Genomic DNA, 17,714 nt, shown 5'->3' with positions numbered 1-17,714 from the left:
GCCAGGAAGGATGGGAGGCCCCGTGGACGACCCGCACCACCGGACGTTTCCGCGCACCGGCAGGGCAGGATGGCTCGTACTTGGCGGTGGCGCCTACATGTTGCCCAGCAGTGCCGACCGTGCACTGGTGAACATCGGCCTGATACTTGGCAGCGAACGGGCGCTGCTCATCGACACCGGCGCCGGCCCCCGCCACGGCACCGAAATCCTCGCCGCAGTGCGCGCACTCACGCCCCTGCCACTCGTCATCGCCAACACCCACGCCCACTGGGATCACTTTTTTGGCAACGCCGTCTTTCTCGACGAAGGCACCAAGTACGACGGCGGCACCCAGTTTTGGGCGCACGTCGCCGCCGCTCGGGCCATGGCTGAGACGGGGGAGTCCCAGCGGGCAGAGGTTGCGGGCCCGGAACCCGAGATGTCGGCCGGGACGGGGCCGGGCACCAGGATTGTGCTGCCAACCGACGTCGTCCGGGAAACCCCGGTGCAGCTGGACCTTGGCGGCGTCAGCGTGGAGCTGTTCAGTCTGGGCCGCGGGCACACCGACGGTGATCTCATGGTGGGAGCCCCCGGCGTGCTCTTCGCGGGCGAGGTCCTGGAAGAAGGAGCCGATCCGCAGTTTGCGGACTCGTACCCCGGTGAGTGGGCGGCCGTGCTTCGGAAACTGGCCGCCATGGGAACGAAGTATCCGATCATGGTGCCTGGACACGGCCGCCCGGTCGACGCAGCGTTTGCCGCGGCCCTCGCAGAGGTTGTCAGTAGCCGAGGTGGCGGCGCGGCGGGGCTACAGTGGATCGAGTGAGCAAATCAGGGAAATCCGGAGACTTCAGCCTGTGGTCCATCGCCGTGCCGGCGTTTGGGCCATCCTTGTTGTTCGGCATTGGCGAAGGCGCCATTTTGCCCGTCATCCCGCTCAGCGCACGGGACATGGGATCATCCCTGGCCGGGGCTGCGCTCGTGGTGGCACTGATTGGCGTCGGCTCACTTGTCAGCAACATCCCGGCGTCGCTCATCACCGCCAAGTATGGCGAACGCCGCGGCATGGTGGGTGCCGCCGTCCTGAGCCTGGTGGCCATGCTCAGTTGCGTCTTTGCCGGCAACCTCTGGATGTTTGCGGCAGGGGTGTTCCTGATTGGAGCTGCCTCTGCCGTGTTTAACCTGGCCCGCCAAAGCTATCTGACCGAGGCCGTGCCGCCACTGATGCGGGCCCGGGCCATGTCCACGCTGGGCGGTGTGGGGAGGATCGGCTTGTTTGCCGGGCCCTTCATCGGGGCCCTCGTGATCCACCTGGTCGGATTGAGCGGCGCCTATTGGGTTGCCGCCATAGCCGTCACGGCCGCAGGGGTGCTGGCCTGGTGGCTGCCGGACCTGGTCAGCGCCGACGGCGCTGCACCGGTCGGACCCCGGCCCACCATCGCAGCACTGCTTGCCACGCACCGGAAGCTGTTCCTGACGGTGGGCATCGGCGTGCTGCTTGTCAGTGCCGTGAGGTCCTCACGGCAGGTGGTGGTGCCCCTGTGGGCGGACAACCTGGGGCTGAGCCCGGCGGCTACCTCCATCATCTACGGCTTGTCGGGCGCCATCGACATGCTGGTGTTTTACCCTGCCGGGAAGGTCATGGACAGGAAGGGGCGCACCTGGGTGGCTGTGCCGTCCATGGCACTCATGGGGGTGGCCCTGCTGCTCATGCCGCTGACCACGGGCGCCGTCACGCTGCTGCTGGCGGCCCTGCTCGTCGGCTTTGGCAACGGCATCGGCTCGGGGTTGGTCATGACCCTGGGTGCCGACTACTCCCCACGCAACGGCCGGGCCGAATTCTTGGGGATCTGGCGGTTCCTTGCCGACACGGGAGGCTCAAGCGGCCCGGCCATCCTTGCCGGCCTGACCGCAGCGGTGACGTTGTCGTTCGGCATTGCCGCAACGGGCGCACTTGGCCTGGCGGCGGCCGCCACACTTGGCTACTGGATTCCGCGCACCAAGCCTGTTCAGCGCTGACCCGTAACGCACCAGAGCCGAAGGCCAAGGCAGCCGGCCAGAAAATCTTTGACGCCCGGGACGGGGCGGGAATCATGGGATCATGAGCGCGGACTTCGATGGTGTTTGGCGGGCCCTGGAAGAAAAAGTGGCGTCCGGTTGGGCGCCCGGCATGGTGGCGGGCATCAGGCACCGCGGAGCCACAGAATATTTTGCCACCGGCGTCCGAACGCTGGGCCAAAAGGCCCTCATGCGCACCGACACCCCGTTCCGGGTCTCCTCATTGGGAAAGCCGCTGGCCGGCGCGTTGGCGGTCTCCATGATTGCCGACGGATCCCTGGCCCTTGATGACCCGGTCGATATTTGGCTCCCCGAACTTGCCTACCCCCGCGTGCTCACCAGCCCCGATGCGCCCCTGGAGAGCACCGTCTCGGCAGATCACGACATCACCGTGCGGCAGTTGCTGACACTCACCCACGGCATGGGCATCACCTTCGAGGACACGCCGCTGGCCCGGGCCATGGACGCGGCGGGGCTGCTCCCCGGACCCCGCCCGCTGCCCATGACCGCCGATGAATACATGTCCCGCATCGGCGCCCTGCCGCTCGCACACCAGCCCGGCACCCGCTGGAGCTACCATGTGGGCAGCGAGATCCTGTCCGCCCTGCTGGCCCGGGCCGGCCAGGCACCACTGGGCGAGCTGCTGCGCGAACGCATCACCGGCCCCCTCGGCCTGGCCTCCACGGGATTCTCCGGGGACCCCGGCGAGCTTCCCACCGCCTATGAACCTACGACGGCGGGACTTGCCGTTTTCGACGAACCCGGCGGCTTGTTCTCGGCGCCACCGCCCTTCGAGACGCTCGGCGGGGGACTGGTTTCCACCGTCCCCGACTATTTGGCCTTCCTTGCGGCACTCGCCGACGACACCCTGCTGCCCTCCGACTTGCGGGCCGAAATGACCAAGGACCAGTTGAGCGATGAACAGAAGGAGGGCCTGACGGGAATGGTGGGGCCGGGCGTTTCGTGGGGCTGGCAGGTCTCGGTAGACAGCCATGGCCGCTACGGCTGGACGGGCGGTGCCGGCACCACCGCCTATGTGGATCCGGAAAAGGATCTCATTGGTGTGTTGTTCACCCAGCGCCTCATGGCCGGCCCCGACGAAGATTTTTCCTACTTTTGGGAACCCGTCGCGGAAGCGCTCGAACCAGCCACGAACACAGGCGGGCAACGGGATTAACGTCGGTGACGCCGTCGTACGGCCAGCGTCAACAGCAGCGTGCCGGCACATGTCAGGCCATAGCCAACCACCATTATCTGGCCCACGCCCATCAGGAAATAGCTGATGGTGCTGTCGAGGTTGGGCATCGGGACCGACGTCATCATGTACGCCAACAGCAGGGCAGGCAGCACCGCCAGCAACAGGGTCAGCGCCGTCCACCAACGCCGGGACGCCCAGTGCATGGAGGAACCCAGCCACACATTCCAGCTGGACCCGGTGCGCATGACAACCAGGGCGGCGAGGGCCGTCCAAAATGCCACGATGAAGAACGCCGCCAGGACATCCGAGGGGCGGTGCCACTGGTTGATGAGCGTGGAAACCCCCGCAGCAACCGCGTAACCACCGCCCACAAACGCCGCAGCCGGACGCCACCGGGGCGAGACCACCAGGAAAACAGCCGCCGCGGCACTGGCAGCAAGAGTGCTGTGGCCTGAGGGCAGGGAATTCAGGGCCAGGGTGTTCACGCCAAGGTTGGGGCGGTCGGGCAATCCGGCCTTGATCAGCTGCGTCGACAGGTTCGCGGCAGCCATGGCCAGCAGCGCAAAACCGGCCTCCTTCCACCGCCGCCGCGCCAGGGTCACAAACAAAACCACCACCGCGGCAATCACCACTGACGTCAGCGGCAGTACGTCCAGGGCCTGCGCCGTCTGCACCCCGATCCGCTGCCTGGCCACGGCAGCCTCGACGAGCGCTGACTCGTCCATGAACTGTCCGGTGGTGGTTTTTACGAAGAATCTGTAGCTCAGCAGCAATCCGGCCAAACTTATGATGGCTGCAAACAGGAAGGGCCAAGCGGCAACGCGCGCCGCAATATGGCCGGGACGGCCTGAGCGGTGGGGTGCGGCATGCGTATTCATCGCCTCTAGGTTCCCACAGTTTCATGGGAGTGCGCTCAGGCACGGACTACAGTGAAGACATGTTTTCACCACCGCCGATCGAGGACCTCCTTGCCGCCGCCCACGTCGTCTCACTGCCCATGCTGGTGAAATTCCGGGGGGTGATGGCCCGCGAAGTCATGCTGTTTGACGGGCCCGCCGGCTGGTCCGAGTTTGGCCCCTTCCTGGAGTACGACGACGAGGAATCCTCCCGCTGGCTGGCCTCGGCTGTGGAGGCTGGCTGGCTTGGGTATCCCGAAGCGGCCCGCCACTGGGTGCCCGTCAACGCCACTGTTCCGGCAGTTTCGGCGGACCTGGTGCCCGCCGTGCTGGGTGCCTTTGACGGTGTGCACACCGTGAAGATCAAGGTTGCCGAGGCCGGGCAGTCCCTGCGGGACGATGCTGCCCGGGTGGGGGCCGTGCGGCACCTGCTGCCCGATGCCAAGATCCGTGTCGACGCCAACGGCGGCTGGGACGTGGGGCAGGCCGTCTCGGCGCTGCGCATGCTGTCCGTTTTTGGGTTGGAGTACGCCGAGCAGCCAGTCGCCACGATCGAGGACATGGCTGCCGTGCGCAGCGCCCTGCGTGGCTCCGTCCTCATAGCCGCCGACGAAAGCGTGCGCAAGGCCACCGACCCGCTGGCCGTTGCCCGTGCCGGGGCGGCCGACCTGCTCGTGGTCAAGGCTGCTCCGCTGGGTGGGGTGCGCCGGGCGCTGGAGATCGTCGCCGAGGCCGGGCTGCCCGCAGTGGTCAGTTCGGCCCTGGATTCCTCCGTGGGGATCCGTACCGGGCTGGCGCTCGCGGCCGCGCTTCCCCAATTGCGGTACGCGTGTGGGCTGGGCACCGTCGCCTTGATGGGCGGGGACGTTGCCAGTCCCAGCCTCGTGGCGTCGGCGGGCGGCATGGCGGTGCGCGACATTGTGGCGGACCCCGACCTGCTGGCCCATTTCGCCGTCCCGGCGCAACGGAGTGACTGGTGGCTCGACCGCCTGCGCCGCTGCCACGCCCTGCTGTAGCCACGCCTTTCCGTCGGCAACTTCGCCAGGCAGCCGGGCCGCGCCCGGGGGTGGCTAGAGTGGATGGCGTGACTTTACTTAGCTCGATGGATGCCGCCCGCTATGTTGTTGATGCGCTGGAACGCGCCGGAGTGCGCCACGTTGTGGTGGCGCCCGGGTCCCGCAGCGCCCCGCTCGTGTACGCCCTGGCCGAGGCGGAAGCCGACGGCCGCCTCACCACACACGTGCGCATCGACGAGCGCGTGGCCGGATTTACTGCGCTGGGGCTCGCTCTCGGTGCCAACGGGCCCGTGGCCGTGGTGACCACGTCCGGCACAGCCGTGGGCAACCTGCTCCCCGCTGTCATGGAGGCCAACCATGCGGCCGTGCCGCTCGTGGTCCTCTCCGCCGACCGCCCCGAGGAGCTCCGCGGCACGGGGGCGAACCAGACCACCATCCAGCTGGACCTCTTTGGCGAGCACGTGCGCTTTGCCACCGACGTTGCGGCCGGCAGCGACCCCACCAGTGCCGTCAATACCGCCCTGACGGCAGCCCAGGGCCGGCTCGAAGGCATCCCGGCGGGCCCTGTCCAGGTCAACCTGGCCTTCCGCGACCCCCTGACCCCCGCACTGGACGGCTCCGAATGGGAGCGGCTGCTGCCCGTCGTTGACGCCCCTGATGCGGCGTTGGCTGATGCCCTGTTGATGGACGACGGCGGCACCTCCACCGCGGGCAGCGCCACCGGTGCGAGTCCCGAGGAAGGGGACGGGGCTGTGCTGGCCGGGCCGGTTGAGCCTGCCGCGGCCACGAACGGTGCCACCCGGCCGGCGGGGGACTTCCCGACGGACTCACATCCCACCACCAGCCACAGGACCGTGGTGGTCGCCGGGCACGGGGCTGGTCCGGAGGCTGAATACTTTGCCCGGATGCTGGACCTGCCACTGTTGGCCGAGCCGTCCTCCAACGCTCGTTTTGGACCCAACGCGATTGGCCCCTATCGGCTGCTGTTGGAGCAGTTCGGGCCGGACAGTGCCGCCCCCATCCAGCGTGTGGTCCTCTTCGGACGCCCCACCTTGTCCCGCCAGATCAGCCAACTGCTGGGCCGGAACGATCTTGAGCGGGCGCTGTTCCTGCCCCAGCCCGTGCCGTGGTTTGAGGCGGGGCGCCGCACCGAACTGGTCCTGACGCAGTGGGACCAGCTCGTCGGCTTTGCCGGCCGCGGCCCCGACGGCTGGCTCCAGGCCTGGCAACAGGCCGCGAACCAGGCCGAAACCGCGCTGGATGACGTCCTCGACGGGCAATTGAACGGCCCGAGCACGGCCCGTGCGGTGTGGGCGACGGCCCAGCAGGATCCCGGCAGCATCCTCATGCTGGGCTCCTCCAACCCCGTCCGCGACGCAGACCTGGCCGGGCGCCCCACGCCGGGGATCCGCACCGTTGGGAACCACCTCACGGTGCACGCAAACCGCGGCCTGGCCGGGATCGACGGCACGATCGCCACGGCAACCGGCCTGGCACTGGCCACCGGCCGCACCACCCGGGTGCTACTGGGCGATGTGACGTTCCTGCACGATTCCGGCGCCCTCAACATCGGACCCACCGAGCAGCAGCCCAGGCTGCAGGCCATTGTCCTGAACGACGGCGGCGGCGGCATTTTCTCAGTCTTGGAGCACGGCAGGCTGGCCGAGGCACCCAACTATGGTGCCGCCGTCGAACGCTTCTTTGGCACGCCGCACACCGCCAATATCGGGGCGCTGGCCGTGGCCTTTGGGTGGAGCCACACCCTGGCAACCACGACGGCGGAGCTCGCCGCCGCGCTTGCCGCGCCCGTGCAGGGGCCCGGCATTGTGGAGGTTGCCGCTGCGGGCCGCGGGGGCCTGCGTGAGCTGCACGCCCGCATCGCCGCCGCCTTAACCAACTAACCCGCAGAAAACAGCGACAATACGCGTTTTCACGCGGATTGTCGCCGTTTTCTGCGGGTTACTTGTGAGGAGTTAGAGGACGCGGCTGAGGAACTCCTTGGTGCGTTCGTGTTGCGGGTTGGCGATGATGTCACGCGGGTTCCCGCTCTCCACGACCATGCCGGCGTCCATGAACGTCAGGGTGTCCCCAACCTCGCGGGCAAACCCGATCTCGTGGGTTACCACGATCATGGTCATGCCCGACTTGGCGAGGTTCTTCATGACTTCCAGGACGTCGCCGACGAGTTCGGGGTCGAGGGCTGAGGTGGGCTCGTCAAAGAGCATCAACTCCGGTTCCATGGCCAGGGCCCGGGCGATGGCAACACGCTGCTGCTGGCCGCCGGAAAGTTGGGCCGGGTAGAAGTTGGCGCGGTCCGACAGCCCCACCATCTCCAACAGCTCCAGTGCCTTCAGCCGGGCGGCCGTCTTGGATTGGCGTTTGACCTGGGTGGGTGCCTCGATCACGTTTTGCAGCGCGGTCTTGTGCGGGAACAAGTTGAAGCGCTGAAAGACCATGCCGATTTCCCGGCGCTGGGCGGCGATGGCCTTGGTGCTCAGATCATGGAGCTTCCCGTTGACCTCCCGGAATCCGATCAGGTCGTTGTGGACGGAGATCCGTCCGGCGCTGATGGATTCCAGGAGGTTGATGCAGCGCAGCAGGGTGGATTTCCCGGAACCTGACGGGCCGATGATCACGGAGACCTCGCCCGGGTTGACGGTCATGTCGATGCCGCGGAGCACGTGGTGGTCGCCGAAGAACTTGTGCACGCCCTGGATGTCCACGAGTGGTTTCATACCGGCCTGCAGGGGCATGGCTGTTGCCGCGGTGTCAGTCATCAGTGGCCGCCTTCGGTGGTGCCGTCGTTCTGGGTGGGTGGCAGGGCGTGTGCTGCGGCTACGGCGGCTGTTGCCTTGACCGGTGCCTTCATGACGTTGTCCACGCCCTTGCCGAAGTGCTTCTCAATGTAGTGCTGTCCCACCATCAGCACCGAGGTGATGACCAGGTACCAGATGGCGGCCACAATGAGCAGCGGGATGGGCAGGTAGGTGCGGTTGGCGATCGTGTTCGTGACGAATGTCAGGTCCAGGGTGAACGGGATGGCCAAAACCAGTGAGGTGGTCTTGAGCATGCCGATGGTTTCATTGCCTGTGGGTGGGACGATGACGCGCATGGCCTGGGGCAGGATGATGCGCCACATGATCTTTGACCGGCGCATGCCAAGGGCCTCGGCGGCTTCCATCTGCCCGTTGTCAACAGACTTCAAGCCGGCCCTGAAGATCTCAGCCAGATAGGCGGACTCGTTCAGGCCCAAACCAACAATGGCGCCAACCAGTGCGGTGATGACGGTTTCGGTGTTGAGGGAAAACCATTCGGGGCCAAAAGGCACGCCAATGATGATCTTGGGGAACAGCACGGCCACGAGGCCCCAAAAAACCAGCTGGGTGTAGACAGGGGTGCCGCGGAAGAACCAAACCCAGAACCAGGAAACCCACCGGAACAAGGGGTTCTCGGATTGGCGCATGAAGGCCAGAATAATGGCCAGCACAATGGCAATGACCATCGAGCTGACTGTCAACAGCAACGTCCAGCCAATGCTTTGCAACACCAGAACATCAAAGAGATACTTGCCAACCGTTTCCCAGCGGAAATTCTTGTTGGTGATCAGGCTTTGAACGGCCAATGCCACAAAGAGCAAAATGAATGCGGCACCGACCCACCGGCCGGGATGACGGACTGGAACTGCCTTGATCAGTTCCACCCCGTCATGCCGGTCCGGTGCGGCCCTGCGCAGGGATGGGCGGCTCAAGGCTTAGCCCGCCGTCGGGTTCAGTACAGCCTTGGTGATGGCGCCTTCATCGTTGTTCCAGTCCTTCAAGATCTGGGTGTAAACGCCATCTGCCATGAGCTTGTTCATGACCTTTTCAATAACTTCTGCAAACGCGGTGTCATCCTTGGCGATGGCGATGCCCTGCTCCGCGGAGTCGTACACGTCGCCCAACGTTTCAAGGGAATCGCCGGTCTTCTGCAGGGCATTCTTGATGATGGGGGAGTCGGCACTCATGGCATCGATGCTGCCGCTGACCAGACGTGTGGTGACATCCGTCTGGTTCTTCAAGGAGATCACGTCAATGGCCGGCTTGCCGTCCGCCACACACTTCGCGGAACGGTCCTTCACATCGGGATCTTCCTCTACGGTGCCTGTCTGGACACCGATCTTCTTGCCGCAGATGTCATCCAGGCTGATGTTCTTGGGGTTGCCCTTCTGCACGGCCCACAGCACGCCAGCGTTGAAGTAGCTGACAAAGTTCACAGCCTTGGAACGCTCGGGGTTGATGGTGAAGGAGGAGATGCCCAGATCGTACTTGGAGCCAAGGCTCGGCAGAATCGTGGAGAACTCTGAGGTGTGGACCTTGACATCCTTGCCCAACACGGCGCCGATGGCGTGGGCAAGGTCAACGTCGTAGCCGATGGGGGTCTGCCCGTCGGTGGCCAGGAATTCAGCGGGTTCATAGGAGGTGTCGGCGCCAACGTTGAGGGTTGCCTTGTCTTTCAACGCAGCAGGCAGGAGTGCGATCAAGGCATCGTCCTTGGCCACCGTGGAGGGATCGAAGGTGGATGAGCCGCTACCGGTGGTGGGGCCCTCGTCAGCGTTGTTGCAGCCCGTCAGTGCCAAGGCTGCAACTGCAAGGACGGCTGCGAATCGCAGGCCCAGCTTGGATGAGATGTGCATTGTTTACCCTTTGTGTAGTCCCTAAGGAGCCAGCATTTGAAATCAAGTGTAACCCTCGGTGATTTGCATCACGGTGAACAAGGTTTCACTATTGAACAACTTGAGACGCTGCTCCGCAAGGGCCCACGGATGCTCGGTGTCTGAAACTCCGGACAGGGCAGGGGGTGCTAGGGGTGGTTGGGCAGGTGCAATGCCTGCAGCATGGGCCGGAACTTGGCCCACGTCTCAGCAAGTTCAGCCTCCGGATCGGAAGCCTCCACAATGCCCGCGCCGGCGTAGAGGCGAACGTGGTGCGCATCCTCCAGGACGGCTCCGCGCAGGGCAATGCCCCATTCCCCGTTGCCCGCTCCGTCAAGCCACCCCACGGGCCCGGCGTAGGGGCCACGGTCCATTTGCTCGAGCTCCAGGATGAGCTTTCCGGCTTCTTCCCGGGGTGTTCCGCACACTGCAGCAGTGGGGTGCAGGGCCTCAACCAGCGCCAAAGACGTGGGCAGGTGGCCGTTTGAGCTGGCCAGCTGGGCCGTAACGTCGGAGGCCAGGTGCCACACGTTCGGCAGCTCCAAAATGAACGGTTCCGCAGGAAATGACAGGTCAGTAGCGAACGGGGCCAGCTGCCGGGTCAGGGAACGGACGGCGAAGTCGTGCTCGTGGCGCTGCTTGAGGGAACCGCCCAAAACAGCATCGGCAAAGCCCGTTGAACCGGCTGGTTCGTCCTCACGGTCAAGGGTGCCGGCGAGTACCCGGGCCTGTGCCGTGGAGCCGTCGACCTTGATCAGGATTTCAGGGGTGGCGCCCACCAGGCCGCGGACGCCGTAGGTCCAGCAATCGTCGTAGAGGCGCACCAATCGTTGCAGAATTGAAACTCTCTGCACCGGTTCAGGGAAGGTTGCAACAACATCGCGTGCCAAAACAACCTTTTCCAGTCCGCCGTGGGCGATGGCCTGCACGCCGGCCCGGACGGACGCCATCCATTCCTCCTCGGTGAGCGCCCCGGAACGCACCGTGCCCGCGGAGGTGGTGTCCGGCGTCGAACTTTCCGGCGAAGGGGATGTGGGAGATGAGGGTGAGGCGGAGGCAACGACGCCACGCAGCAGTGCCAGGGCGGATTCGGTGGTGGGGACCGTGCCGTCCAGGGACAGCTGGGTCAACCAGGCGGTGCCGTCGGAGAAGCCCACCACGAGGGCCGGGACGATGAGTTTGGAGGCGAAGGCGCTGGTTTTGGAGAAGGCGAAGGAGCCAAAGGCCATGGCGCCGGTGCCGGGCATGCGCACGGAATCATCAACGGATGCGTCGGCCAGCAGGGACTTCCACCACTGCTCGGCGTCGGCAAAGCGGGAGGGTCCGGACCCCGTGAAGGAGACGATTTCGCCGAAGCCCAAGAGGCCTTCGCCGCGGCGCAACCAGCTCAGCGGGCCGTCCGGGGAGCCGGAACCCAGCAAGGCCGCCGGGCCGGTGATGCCAAGCTCCGCCAGCGTGGCCGGATCCAGGGCCAGGGTGAGGGCGCGCAGCGAAAGGGAAGCAGTCATGATGAGTCCAGATTACTCGCTGGGGGAGCAAAAACAGCTCCGGCGGCGGTGTGATGGCCCACAAGCGGCCCCGGCGCAACCTCACATTGCGCGAAGCTGCACAAAGTTTGAGAGACTAAGAGGGTGAACCGTGCATCTTTGGAGAAGCGTCCGGAAGAAATGGCCGCCATGTTTGACGACGTGGCCGCCAAATACGACATCGTCAACGACATTTTGTCCATGGGACAGACGCGCCGTTGGCGACGGGTCGTGGTGGACGCGGTGGGTGCAGTGCCCGGACAGCGGGTCCTTGACCTTGCCGCCGGCACCGGCACCTCGAGCGAACCCTTTGCCGACGCCGGCGTGGACGTGGTCGCCTGCGACTTCTCCGTAGGCATGCTCAAGGTGGGCAAGCGCCGCCGCCCGGACATTGACTTCATCGCCGGGGATGCCACCAACCTGCCGTTCGCGGACAACTCCTTTGACGCCTCCACCATCTCCTTTGGGCTGCGCAACGTCATGGACCCGAAGAAGGCGCTGCGTGAAATGCTGCGTGTCACCAAGCCCGGCGGCACGCTGGTGGTGGCCGAATTCTCCCACCCCACGTTCTCCCCGTTCCGCACCGTCTACACCGAATACCTGATGCGCGCCCTGCCACCCATCGCCAAGAAGGTGGCTTCCAACCCGGCCGCCTACGTGTACCTGGCCGAATCCATCCGCGCCTGGCCCAACCAGGACAACCTCGCCGCCTGGCTCACCGAATCCGGTTGGGATTCCGTCGCCTACAGGAATTTGTCCGGAGGGATCGTGGCCGTCCACCGCGCCACCAAACCCTTGGCGTCCGCCGGGGAGGCCGTGCCCGCACCTGTGCCGGCGCCTGTTCCGGCCACCGGCAAACACCGCTAAGCAAAGGAACTCCACCCACCGTGAAGGTACTTGTTGTAGGGGCCGGCCCCGCCGGATCCACCGCTGCATACCACCTGGCGTCCGCCGGCATCGAGGTCACCGTCCTGGAAAAGACCCGATTCCCGCGTGAAAAGGTCTGCGGCGACGGACTGACCCCGCGCGCCGTCCGGGAAATGCAGCTCATGGGCCTGCCGCACTCCGCCGACGACGGGTGGCGCCGCAACCGGGGCCTGCGCCTGATCGCCGGCGGCCGCCGCATCGAGGTCCCGTGGCCCGAGCTCAGCAGCTTCCCCAACTATGGCCTGATCCGCACCCGCCTGGGCTTCGATGACGCCCTTGCCGCCCACGCCCGCGCCGCCGGTGCCACCATCCTTGAGGGCCACTCGGTCACCACTGCTTTAACGGACGACGCCGGAACTGTCGTGGGTGCCAGGGCGTCACTTTTGGATGCCTCAGGCCGGAAGACGGGCGAAACCGCCGACTTCCACGCCGACATTGTGCTTGCCGCTGACGGCAACTCCACCCGCACCGCCGTCTCGTTGGGTCATGCCAAGCGCGACGACAGGCCCATGGGTGTTGCCTACCGCACCTACTTCACCTCCCCTCGCCACGACGACGACTGGATGGAGGGCTGGCTGGAGCTTTCCTCGCCCGAAGGAAAGGCGCTGCCTGGCTACGGCTGGGTGTTTGGCGTGGGCGACGGCACCTCCAACGTGGGCCTTGGCATCCTGAACTCCTCCAAGGAATTCGGCAAGCTGGACTACCGTGCCGTGCTGCGGGACTGGACGGCGGCGATGCCGGCCGAATGGGGGTTCATCCCGGAAAACCAGGTGGGCCCCATCCGGGGTGCCGCACTGCCCATGGGCTTCAACCGCACCCCGCACTACTCCGACGGCTTGATGCTGTTGGGTGACTCCGGCGGCATGGTCAGCCCGTTCAACGGCGAAGGCATCTCCTACGCCATGGAGTCGGCCCGTTTCGCCGCTGAATTCATTGTCCGGGCAGCCGGCACCAACTCCCGGCTGGCCGCCAACCATGCACTGACCGGTTACAGCGGATTTGTTCGTGAACAATGGGGCAGCCACTTCACCCTGGGCCGCGCCTTTGCCTCCCTGATCGGCAACCCGCACATCATGAAACTGGCACTGCGCACGGGTATGCCGGTGCCGGTCCTGATGCGATTCGTGGTCCGGCTCATGGCAAACCTCACCGACTCCGGAGAGCGTGGTTTTGAGGATAGAGTGATTCATCTACTGGAGAAGCTCGTCCCCGCCACCAGCAATCAGGACAGTACCCGCCCAGCCAAGCAACAATCCCTACCAATAGTTAGTGTTAAGCAGTGACTACTTCCGCGAACCACAGCTGGACCCCCGCCGGGCAAGGACGCCCCGACGGCCACGATCCCGAGCCCAGCACCATGGCCATTGCCACCGGACTGCAACTGCCGTCCGGTTTCGGAGCCGTTGCCGAGGACCCCGATCTGGGTCCCTCCATCTCCATGAGCATGGCTAAGGTGGAAAAGGTGCTGCGTGAAGCCATCTCCCACTCTGATCCATTGGCCGACGCCACCAGCCGCCACCTCGTTGAGGCCGGAGGCAAGCGCATCCGCCCCCTGCTTGTTCTCTTGGCCGCCCACCTCGGGGACCCGGACCGGAAGGAAGTGGTGCAGGCCGCCGTCGTGGTTGAACTGACGCACCTGGCCACGCTCTACCACGACGACGTCATGGACTCCGCGCCGTTCCGCCGCGGTGCGCCAACGGCCCATGAGGTGTGGGGCAACACGGTTGCCATCCTCACCGGCGACCTGATCTTTGCACGCGCCTCCATCCTCGTGTCCGAGCTGGGATCCAAGGCGCTGGGCATCCAGGCCCGCACCTTTGAGCGCCTGTGCCTGGGGCAGTTGCATGAGACGGTTGGGCCGCGCCCCGATGAGGATCCCATTGAGCACTACCTCTCCGTCATCGCCGACAAGACTGGCTCCCTAGTTGCCGCATCCGGCCAGCTGGGCGCCATCTTTGCCGGCGTTGACGAGGATGTGCAGGCCGTCATGGTCGATTATGGGGAAAAGGTCGGCATGGCGTTCCAGCTGGCCGACGACGTCATTGACGTCACCGGCTTGAAGCAGGTTTCCGGCAAGTCACCCGGCACGGACCTGCGCGAAGGCGTGCCCACGCTGCCTGTCCTGTTGCTGCGCAACGCTGCTGGCGCTGGCGACGCCGAGGCGGCCGCTGTGCTGGAACTTGTTGACGGCGACCTGACCAGCGACGAATCCCTGTCCGCTGCTGTGACGGCGCTGCGCGAACACCCAGTCACACTGGATTCCTGGGCCGTGGCCCGCGAATGGTCGGACGCCGCGATTGCGGCCCTGGCCCCGCTGCCGGACGGCATCGTGAAGATCGCCTTGGCCAACTTCGCCGAAGCCGTGGTCTCAAGGGACGTCTAACCCGTTTCTCAAGATCTGTGTGGCAGGAGAGCTTTTAAGTGGGCGTTTCCTCTTGTGCGGTCAGGGCTGCCAGCACACCGTCGGAGACGCTGACCATCAGGGAACTGCGGGCATCGTTGCCGTAGTGGACGTCCAGTTCCAGGCCGTTGGCATCCCACATGCGGCGCAGGCCCCGTTGCCCATGCCAGGGAATTTCCGGCTCTCCGTAGAGTTCCGTGAATTGGCGCCGGATCTCGTCAAAGCAGGCGGTCGTTTCGGGGCTTGGCGGGGCTGCATCGAAGCGGAGCTGGAGATAGATCTGCACGAAGGCGCTATCATCCAAGACCCATGTGCAGAGCACCGGGCCGGCAATTGGCGGATCGGTCAGGAAGTGCTGTTCGGTGCCGACGATGTGCGGGTTCTGTGCCTCCCGCCAAGCTGCCACTGTCAGGTTCAGCCGGTCAAACAGGTACTCCCGCTCGGCCTCCGAGGTGGGCCATGGATCACGGACAATTTCCTGCACGAGCGCCACGACGGCGGAGGGATCAATGGGAGCCTCCGGATCCAGGCCGGGCGGGGCAGGCTCCGAACGGTTCACATCTGGCGGGGCAGGCTCCGAATCCGTCACGCCTGGCGGCCCATCTTCGGGATGGCGAACGGGCTTGCCCCCTCCTCACTGTCATTCCAGTGCGTGGGTGCGTTCCGGCGTCGTGCTTCGGCTTCGGAGGCTGAGGCCAAGCCGGCGTCGTCAACGCTGACCATGACACCGCTGTGCTGGAGGTTGAAGAAGCGGATCACGATGCGGCGGCCGTTGACATTCCAGACGCACGCCTGGACAACGGGGTCGTGCCAAGGGTTGCTGCCTTCTCCGTAGAGTGCGGCGAGCCGGGTGTGGATGCCGTCATAGCCCTCGCGGGTGGAAGGGTTGTCCGTCTGCATGGAGGAGTACAGCTGCATGCTGATGCCCAGGAACCTGGCACCGTAGGACGTCCAGGACGAGGAGATCTCTCCGCCTGCCAGGGGTGTGCGCAGCGAATAATGTGCCACCGTGGGAGCCGTCCCGGCATCGTCCCAGGCTGCGCCGGAGACCAAACCCAGGCGTTCAAACCACGCCTTGCGGTCGAAATCGGAGCGGGGCCACATCCCCTGCACCAATTTCTCGACCAGCTCCACAACCGCAGCCGGTGACGGATTCAATGCGTTCGAAGGCTCCTGAGTGTCCATAACGCCACGCTACCGCTCCCGGAGGAATATTCCCATAGCTTCCGGCGGATTCACATGACCTTCACATGGCCCGGATTAAGCGCAAAGTTCTCAACCCGCAATGCGCATGTTCGACGTGAGTTTGGCTATGCGTCTTGGCCTGGGCTGGAGTGGCGCAGCTCCCGAAGTGGCGCCACTCCAGCCGGTGGCGGGGCGCATATGCGAGGGCGCCGTGGGTTATGCGCCGAGCCCGGGAAGGTGGCTGCGCATGTCCCCATCGGGTGGTTCAGTCCTCGTCGCCGAGCTCTTCGTTGAAGACCCAGTCGAGCATGTCGAACACAAACTCGCTGAACGTGCCTTCCTCGTTGATCCATTCGCCCGTGGCGTTGTTGCGGCGCCACACAATGGGGTCCGGAACGTCGCTCTGGTCGGCAAGCATGCCCCAGGTGTACGCCTCGTCCTCGTCCTCAAGGAACAGCAGGTAGCCGTCCTGGATTTCCAGCTCCTCAGGGTCCCAGAAGTAGTAGTACGCCTCCATGAGGTCTTCGCAATTGCCGAGGGCGTGCAAGAATTCACGCAGCGCCAACGGCACAGTGACTTTCAGTTCCGTAAAGACCGAATCGAGGTCGGCCCACGTGATGCCGTCGGCTTCCTGCCACGGCTCCTCCAGGTACAGGGGCACCAGGCCGCGGAACTTCTCTACGAACATGTCAGACATACAAATCCTTCGAAAATTGGCGGGCATTGCTCTGCCTACAATTCTAGCCGCGCCGGGACCTGCGCGGTGTCCAGCTGTGTGCTGCCAGTGGGGCGTGCCAGCCGTAGCGCAGGCTCAGCAGGCGCAGGGTGAAAACGACGGCGGCGGCCACGGTTCCGGTGGCGAGGTTGAGACACTCCAGGTGCCACATGGCCGTGGTCAGGGCCGCGCCAACGAACGCCGGGATCGCGTACAGGTCCTTGGGGTCAAACACCTTGGGCACGTCGTTGGCGGTGATGTCACGCAAAATGCCGCCACCCACGGCAGTTGTTACACCCATCAGGGTGGCGGCCACCGGATTCATCCCCGCTTCCAGGGCCTTCAGCGAACCGGTGACGCAAAACAGGGCCAACCCTCCGGCGTCGAACATGAACAGCAACCGCCCGCTGCGTTTCACATTCTTCACCGTGAAATACACCAGCGCGGCAGCGGCCACGGGAGGGACAAGATAGATCTGGTTGGAAAAGGCCGCAGGAGGCCCCTGGTTCAGGATGATGTCACGGATGACGCCGCCGCCCAGGCCCACCATGGAACCCAGCAGCACGGAGCCGACGATGTCGAACCCCTTCCTGGCCGCGAGCAGGCAGCCTGAGACGGCGAAGAAAAAGACGCCGAGCAGGTCAAGAATGAGGGGCAGATCAAGGTTCATGAGCGCATTCATAGGTCGGCGGCGGGTGTGAGCGACAACACAGAGGCAGCGCCAAGCGTACGGGCGGCGGCAACAAATGGCGAATTTTAGGCCTCTTGTGGCTCTTCCGTGGGTGGGTTCACCGTTGCACCGTCACGTCTTCATACCCTTTGGCTCAGCTGGCGGGCTGTTGTGGTGATCCATCGCTCAGGTACCGGACACGGGCCCTGTTTCCTTGTGCGGGGTGCGGGGAATTTGTATGGGAGGGTGTGTGCTTCGTCGAGAATGACCCTGGGCCGTAGGGTGTGGCTTCTTGTTTCGCCGAGAATGGCCCGGAGCCGCGATATGCCACCAAGGTTGCGCCCTTCTCGCGAGCCTGAACCATTTTCGGAGAAACACGGTCGGAATGCTGCGAGTTTGGCCCCTTCTCGGCGCGTAGTCTCCAGCCAAGCCCCGTCGGAGCTGCTGGGATCGAAT

General features: G+C 65.1%; 17 protein-coding genes. 8 read left to right on the top strand and 9 right to left on the bottom strand.

Going from position 1 to position 17,714, the window contains the following annotated elements:
* Positions 1-22 precede the first annotated feature (22 nt).
* The 3 genes from art_RS10945 (at position 23) to art_RS10935 (ending at position 3,211) form a co-directional block, all read left to right on the top strand.
* Positions 23-802 carry an MBL fold metallo-hydrolase gene (locus tag art_RS10945; protein WP_157875239.1) on the top strand — a complete coding sequence of 260 codons (780 nt, stop codon included), beginning with the start codon at positions 23-25 and terminating at the stop codon, positions 800-802.
* The gene (locus art_RS10940) at positions 790-1,995 is read left to right on the top strand and encodes an MFS transporter (protein WP_082000243.1); all 1,206 of its coding nucleotides are present in this window, start codon (positions 790-792) and stop codon (positions 1,993-1,995) included. The genes art_RS10945 and art_RS10940 overlap by 13 nt, the downstream gene beginning before the upstream one ends.
* An 82-nt stretch (positions 1,996-2,077) precedes the next feature.
* Entirely contained in the window at positions 2,078-3,211 is a 1,134-nt protein-coding gene (locus tag art_RS10935; RefSeq protein WP_052136276.1) for a serine hydrolase, read from the top strand.
* Here the strand turns inward: art_RS10935 and art_RS10930 are convergent.
* The gene (locus art_RS10930) at positions 3,208-4,110 is read right to left on the bottom strand and encodes a phosphatase PAP2 family protein (RefSeq protein WP_052136274.1); all 903 of its coding nucleotides are present in this window, start codon (positions 4,108-4,110) and stop codon (positions 3,208-3,210) included. The genes art_RS10935 and art_RS10930 overlap by 4 nt on opposite strands.
* A 59-nt stretch (positions 4,111-4,169) precedes the next feature.
* Between art_RS10930 and art_RS10925 the strand changes: the two genes are divergently transcribed.
* Together art_RS10925 and menD are read left to right on the top strand one after the other, a co-directional pair.
* Complete coding sequence (locus art_RS10925; protein WP_038464948.1) at positions 4,170-5,144, top strand: o-succinylbenzoate synthase; 975 nt, start codon at positions 4,170-4,172, stop codon at positions 5,142-5,144.
* Between the two features lie 86 nt (positions 5,145-5,230).
* The gene (menD, locus tag art_RS10920) at positions 5,231-7,045 is read left to right on the top strand and encodes a 2-succinyl-5-enolpyruvyl-6-hydroxy-3-cyclohexene-1-carboxylic-acid synthase (protein WP_038464946.1); all 1,815 of its coding nucleotides are present in this window, start codon (positions 5,231-5,233) and stop codon (positions 7,043-7,045) included.
* 72 nt (positions 7,046-7,117) lie between these two features.
* Here the strand turns inward: menD and art_RS10915 are convergent, their stop codons facing one another.
* The 4 genes from art_RS10915 to art_RS10900 form a co-directional block, all read right to left on the bottom strand.
* Positions 7,118-7,921 carry an amino acid ABC transporter ATP-binding protein gene (locus tag art_RS10915; protein WP_301537935.1) on the bottom strand — a complete coding sequence of 268 codons (804 nt, stop codon included), beginning with the start codon at positions 7,919-7,921 and terminating at the stop codon, positions 7,118-7,120.
* Positions 7,921-8,892, bottom strand: coding sequence for an amino acid ABC transporter permease (locus art_RS10910; RefSeq protein WP_082000242.1), 972 nt, complete (start codon positions 8,890-8,892; stop codon positions 7,921-7,923). Before art_RS10910 ends, art_RS10915 begins: the two co-directional genes overlap by 1 nt.
* Before the next feature lie 3 nt (positions 8,893-8,895).
* Positions 8,896-9,816, bottom strand: coding sequence for an ABC transporter substrate-binding protein (locus art_RS10905; protein WP_038464942.1), 921 nt, complete (start codon positions 9,814-9,816; stop codon positions 8,896-8,898).
* A 167-nt stretch (positions 9,817-9,983) separates the two neighbouring features.
* Positions 9,984-11,342 carry an isochorismate synthase MenF gene (locus art_RS10900; RefSeq protein WP_038464940.1) on the bottom strand — a complete coding sequence of 453 codons (1,359 nt, stop codon included), beginning with the start codon at positions 11,340-11,342 and terminating at the stop codon, positions 9,984-9,986.
* Positions 11,343-11,465: 123 nt separating this feature from the next.
* Here art_RS10900 and art_RS10895 point away from each other — a divergent pair, with 123 nt between their 5' ends.
* The 3 genes from art_RS10895 to art_RS10885 are packed head-to-tail and all read left to right on the top strand — an operon-like array spanning position 11,466 to position 14,670.
* The gene (locus art_RS10895; protein ID WP_052136271.1) at positions 11,466-12,227 is read left to right on the top strand and encodes a demethylmenaquinone methyltransferase; all 762 of its coding nucleotides are present in this window, start codon (positions 11,466-11,468) and stop codon (positions 12,225-12,227) included.
* Positions 12,228-12,247: 20 nt separating this feature from the next.
* Positions 12,248-13,570, top strand: a complete 1,323-nt coding sequence (locus art_RS10890; protein WP_038464938.1) for a geranylgeranyl reductase family protein — start codon at positions 12,248-12,250, stop codon at positions 13,568-13,570.
* Positions 13,567-14,670: a polyprenyl synthetase family protein gene (locus tag art_RS10885; protein WP_038464937.1), complete on the top strand. Its 1,104-nt coding sequence runs from the start codon at positions 13,567-13,569 to the stop codon at positions 14,668-14,670. The genes art_RS10890 and art_RS10885 overlap by 4 nt, the downstream gene beginning before the upstream one ends.
* 34 nt (positions 14,671-14,704) lie before the next feature.
* Here art_RS10885 and art_RS10880 read toward each other — a convergent pair whose 3' ends face one another.
* From art_RS10880 to art_RS10865, 4 genes are all read right to left on the bottom strand, one after another.
* Positions 14,705-15,277, bottom strand: coding sequence for a hypothetical protein (locus art_RS10880; protein ID WP_038464935.1), 573 nt, complete (start codon positions 15,275-15,277; stop codon positions 14,705-14,707).
* Positions 15,274-15,873 (bottom strand): hypothetical protein, encoded by a 600-nt coding sequence (locus art_RS10875; protein ID WP_157875238.1) that lies wholly within the window; start codon positions 15,871-15,873, stop codon positions 15,274-15,276. Before art_RS10875 ends, art_RS10880 begins: the two co-directional genes overlap by 4 nt.
* A 265-nt stretch (positions 15,874-16,138) precedes the next feature.
* Positions 16,139-16,570, bottom strand: coding sequence for a hypothetical protein (locus tag art_RS10870; protein ID WP_038469710.1), 432 nt, complete (start codon positions 16,568-16,570; stop codon positions 16,139-16,141).
* A gap of 43 nt (positions 16,571-16,613) precedes the next feature.
* Positions 16,614-17,258 (bottom strand): trimeric intracellular cation channel family protein, encoded by a 645-nt coding sequence (locus tag art_RS10865; RefSeq protein ID WP_082000241.1) that lies wholly within the window; start codon positions 17,256-17,258, stop codon positions 16,614-16,616.
* Positions 17,259-17,714: the final 456 nt, after the last annotated feature.

The sequence above is a fragment of the Arthrobacter sp. PAMC 25486 genome (assembly GCF_000785535.1).
In the GTDB taxonomy this organism is placed as follows: domain Bacteria; phylum Actinomycetota; class Actinomycetes; order Actinomycetales; family Micrococcaceae; genus Specibacter.
Note: the sequence above shows the minus strand (reverse complement) of the source record. Positions and strands in the feature narration are given on the sequence as shown.